This window comes from uncultured Rhodoblastus sp. (assembly GCF_903903185.1).
Classification (GTDB): Bacteria; Pseudomonadota; Alphaproteobacteria; order Rhizobiales; family Beijerinckiaceae; genus Rhodoblastus.
Window position 1 is genome coordinate 1 of the sequence record NZ_CAIUXT010000252.1, and the last position, 4,651, is coordinate 4,651.

Sequence of the window (4,651 nt, forward strand, 5' to 3'; positions counted from 1 at the left end):
CACTACGGGCTCTTCGCCAACGCCAACCGCGCCGACAACATCGCAACAGCCCGCGCGCTGCTCGGCGCTGACCCGCCTGCCGCCAACCCAAAACAGCAGCCCGATGTCACACCGGACGCGCCGCTCGCGCTGCGCTCCCCATGCCCGCGCTGCGGCGCCCGCATGATCGTCATCGAGGTCTTCGCGCGCGGATGCGAGCCAAGGTGGCGGCCGACCCCAAGCACGATGGACACATCATGAGCCAGACCGTCGTTCAGCGCCGCCGCTTTCCCGTTCCATCGCGCTGGCTCCACGCGGGCGGTGATCTCTATCGCCAAAACCACGACAATCAACGAAACGATCGCCCGTCGATAGGCCCGACGCCGCCCCCGCGATCCCTGTTTCGCGCCTCCAAGCCCCTCCAAACCCATTCCGGATCGCGAGGCCCTTACTTCGGGCCCACCACCATAACCGGCGCGAAAATCAAATCCCCATAGCGCGGGCTGCCTGCATAGCGCTAACCGTCCCGCGACTTCGTGCCTTGGCGCTTTTTGGACGCCGGTCGCTGAAGCAAGCGGCGCGTCTCGTGACGCCGGCGTCCAAAAACCTGCACAAAAGCGGATCTACGGGTGAGGCTGAGCAAGCTTGTTTTTCAAAAAAAAAAAGGGGACATTCGCCCTTCGAGTGTTCCAGTTTTCTAAATTCTGGTCCGGCGGTCACAGCCACGTTCCGTGCATATTTAGACTGCGAACCAACAGAACCGTTTTTGTCGGAAGCGCGAGTGACAATCGACGCCTCAGCAGAATAGGATGACAACAGAAGCTGTCTTTTCGGAATTTCGGGGTAAGCTCAAAAGCCAATTCCCGACGTTTGAATTAACTGTGGTGCAGCTACCGATACTGAACCGCCTTTTTTAACAGGAAAAAGCCATGGCAATGTCTCTCGAGTTTGGGCTAGACACATTCGGCGATGTGACACTCGATCCCGATGGTCGGCCTTTACCGCATGCTCAGATCCTGAGAGACATCGTTGAAGAAGCAGTTGTCGCCGATCAAGTAGGTGTCGATTTTTTTGGTGTAGGCGAGCACCACCGACCCGACTTCGCGGTGTCGGCGCCTGAAGTTCTGCTTTCTGCGATCGCGGGTCAAACCAATCGAATTCGGCTCGGTTCGGCGGCCACAGTGCTGAGTTCGGACGATCCCGTTCGCGTTTTTCAACGTTTTTCCACCTTGAACGCCGTCAGCAATGGGCGCGCCGAGATCATCGTCGGACGTGGCTGGTTCACTGAGTCTTTTCCGCTGTTCGGTTACGAACTCTCGGAATACGACGCGCTCTTCGAGGAAAAGCTGGGACTGCTGGCCACTTTGATTCGGAAGGAAGTGGTCACTTGGCCAGGCAAAAAGCGCTCGCCCCTGCAAAATCAGCGAATTTTTCCACCGATCGAAAACACTCGCCTGAAAACGTGGGTCGCCGTTGGCTCTACTCCGAATTCGGTGCTAAGAGCAGCGCGCTATGACCTGCCGATGATCGTTGCGGTCATTGGAGGGGAAGCGTTGCGATTCAAGCCGCTTTTTGAGTTGTATCATCGCGCCTGTGAGCGTCTCGATCGGCCGGCACGTGAAATCGGAGTTCACTCGAGCGGATATGTCGCCGATACAGATGCCCGCGCACGAGAGGAGTATTGGCCGGAATATAAGAAATTTAGAGATGGAATTGGCACCGAGCGTGGTTGGGCACCTATTGAAAAGGCGCAGTTTGAGACCGAAATTGAAAGAGGTTCACTATACGTTGGATCTCCAGAGACAGTGGCGCGCAAGATCGTAACGACCGTGAAGGCATTGAATACGTCAAGATTCGAGATGAAATATAGCGCTGGAACACTAGCACATAGCAGACTTAAGCGGAGCATTGAGCTTTTTGGTAGCCAAGTTGTTCCTTTGGCCCGTGAACTCGTCGGGTAGCCGTCGGGTAGCAACCCAGAAACTTGAGTTTGTCGGCCGGTGATCGCCGTCGCCCTGCTGGCAAAAACAGCCGATGCCCAGGATGCGTGACCGATTCCGCTAGGATCCACTGTCGGTATTGTCGGCGGTTGGGGGATTCTGCCATCGCCAACACGCCAATTCGATGCCTCGTCCATGCGCGCCGCCTTTATCGCGAGGGATCAGGAGAGTTATCGAGGCCCAATTAAGGCCGTGTAAAATTTCTCCTCTAGGATCGGCGAGTCCAACAAAAAATTGATTTTGCGCTTCGCTTCAGCCCGCTCGTCATTAGCGAGATAGACTGCCCTCGCCAAAGAAACAAAAGCTGATCCGAAATCCCCTCGCCGCTCATATGCCCGAATTTTATCCTCCGTCTCCCAAAGCTGCGTGTTTATCGCGAGCAGCTTTGCGCGCAGCAATGCGATTTCAATGGACGAAAATATTGAAACGTCCGCAGCCGAAACAAGATACGCGTACTCTGTCTCTACATTTCGCCGCTTCTCAACGTCATCAATACGAAGTCGTTTTATTTCTAGAATAGTCAACTTATCTATATATTCACCTGGAGAGACTGGAATCAGAATAGAGGTCCCCATAGAGTTTATCCGGGTTGCGAAGACAGGGTGCCCGATGCGCCAACGAAATTTCTATAGCGCGGGGCTCGGACCCTTGGCAAGTTCGACTCTGCGAGGCTACGGCGTCTGCCGCAACGAGGACATCGTCCTTCTTCACGTGGTGAGTGGTGACCATTCTCATGGAGCAGAATGACGAATTGACCGTCCAGCGCGAGTTAAATGTTACTGGAAAAAATCGATCCTGTGAGCGATAATCACGTCGTCACCGTGCCTGCCATGACAGCCTGACATGCTCGGCCTTGCAGAAGATACTGGTTGCCCAGGTTATTACACCACGGTTAGCGAAACGCTCTTTGGAAAACTGTTGCAAAAGCCACACAAAATTGGGAACATGCCCCTGGTAACAATAACTGAGACTCTGCTACGGGCGATACAGTCTCACAAGGCCGGTGAACTGGACAGTGCCGCACGCGACTACACAATGATCCTAAGGGAAGAGCCGAAACATTTCGATGCTCTCCACATGCTCGGACTCGCGCTGCTTCAAAAGGGGGAACTGGTACAAGCGCACGAAAGCATCAGTGCGGCTATAGATATGCAGCCGACAAATCCATCCGCGTTGATGCATCTTGGCCTTGCACTTGAAAAGATGGGGCGCGTCGCAGAATCTTTGTCAGTTTTTGACAAAGCGATTCATTTTGCGCCTGATCATATTGCGACACTCAATAATCGAGCAAAGATACTTACGTCTCTAGGGCGAATCGACGAAGCATTGAATGACCTAGACCATGCGCTTTTTATTAAGCCGGACTATATCGACGCGTTGTACAATCGAGGCAACGCTTTAGCAAAAATTAGCAAACACGAGGAAGCGCTATTATTTTATGACCGAGCGCTTGCGCTCAATCCAAAATATTTATCGGCCCGGATCAATCGAGGCAACGTACTGAAATGCTTGGCCCGGAACGAAGAGGCCCTCGCAAGTATAGAAGATGCCCTCGAAATTAATCCGGACAATATTGATGCGCTTACCAACAAAAGTGATTTGCTATTGACGCTTCAGAGACCGGAGGAGGCTCTTGACTCTTGCAACCGGGCGCTCGCGATTCAAAAAGATCGTGTAGAGGTGCTAAACAATAAGGGAATTGCTCTCCAAGAGCTAGTAAGGCTCGATGAAGCACTGGACTGTTTTGATCGCGCTCTCGAGATCAAATTTAATTGTGCCGAATCGCATCTCAATAGAGGTTTCGTGTTTGCCTTGAGAGGAAAATTTTCTGAAGCTTGGGTAGAAATGGAATGGAGAAAGCATATAAATAAAACGCTTGGCTTCAAACGGTTCTGTAAACCGGAATGGGATGGAAATCAGGTAATACGGGAGGCTATTATATTTGTGCATTTTGAGCAAGGCCTCGGTGACACAATCCAATTTTGTAGATTCTTTCCCTTGATTAATGCTATGGGAGCGACGATAATATTTTGTTGTCAAAATTCATTGAGCACGCTGCTGCGTGATTCATTCCCAGAGGTTCGGATCATTGGTGAGAATGAGGTTCCGAATACGTTCGATTATCACATCCCGCTGATGAGCATCCCCTTTGCCCTTGGAACAAACGGCGACACGATACCTCGCAAAGTACCTTATCTTAGGGCCGACTCTGATCGGGTGAGACGGTGGAAGGCGCGAATTGGACGGGATGGATTTAAGATCGGGATTTCGTGGCGCGGCAGCAAATTGGGCGCCGAACTCGGGAAATCTTTCCGACTCAGCCACTTCGAGGATATTGCAAAAATACCAAACGTGAGATTGATCAGTTTACAAAAGAATGAAGGTTGTGAGGAAATTACGGCCCTTCCGGCGGGCATGCTTGTCGAAACACTCGGCAATGAATTCGACAACGGCCCGAATAGTTTTGTCGACACTGCGGCCGTGATGAAGACGGTCGATCTTGTAATAACTCTAGACACATCGATAGCGCACCTAGCCCGTCCAATTCACGACGGTTCGCTTTTTCGCCCTTTTCCGATGCCGTCGGTCTTGGGGCGCACGTCATCGACCAGCTTTTTCACCGCCTGATGAACTTTACTTTGATGAACGCGCTGGAGAGATCGGGGGGATGG

The 4,651-nt window shown here is 52.4% G+C and carries 3 protein-coding genes and 1 pseudogene; 3 read left to right on the top strand and 1 reads right to left on the bottom strand.

Features of this window, described 5'->3' with window-relative positions; genetic code table 11:
* A pseudogene (locus tag QZY01_RS23565) lies at positions 1-240 on the top strand (IS91 family transposase); the annotation flags it as partial.
* A gap of 668 nt (positions 241-908) precedes the next feature.
* Positions 909-1,940, top strand: a complete 1,032-nt coding sequence (locus tag QZY01_RS23570) for an LLM class flavin-dependent oxidoreductase (protein WP_294542142.1) — start codon at positions 909-911, stop codon at positions 1,938-1,940.
* 209 nt (positions 1,941-2,149) lie between these two features.
* Here the strand turns inward: QZY01_RS23570 and QZY01_RS23575 are convergent, their stop codons facing one another.
* Positions 2,150-2,554: a DUF6165 family protein gene (locus QZY01_RS23575; protein WP_294542145.1), complete on the bottom strand. Its 405-nt coding sequence runs from the start codon at positions 2,552-2,554 to the stop codon at positions 2,150-2,152.
* Between the two features lie 268 nt (positions 2,555-2,822).
* Here QZY01_RS23575 and QZY01_RS23580 point away from each other — a divergent pair, with 268 nt between their 5' ends.
* On the top strand, positions 2,823-4,607 hold the full coding sequence (locus QZY01_RS23580) for a tetratricopeptide repeat protein (protein ID WP_294542146.1): 1,785 nt from the start codon (positions 2,823-2,825) through the stop codon (positions 4,605-4,607).
* The last annotated feature ends 44 nt before the right edge of the window (positions 4,608-4,651 follow it).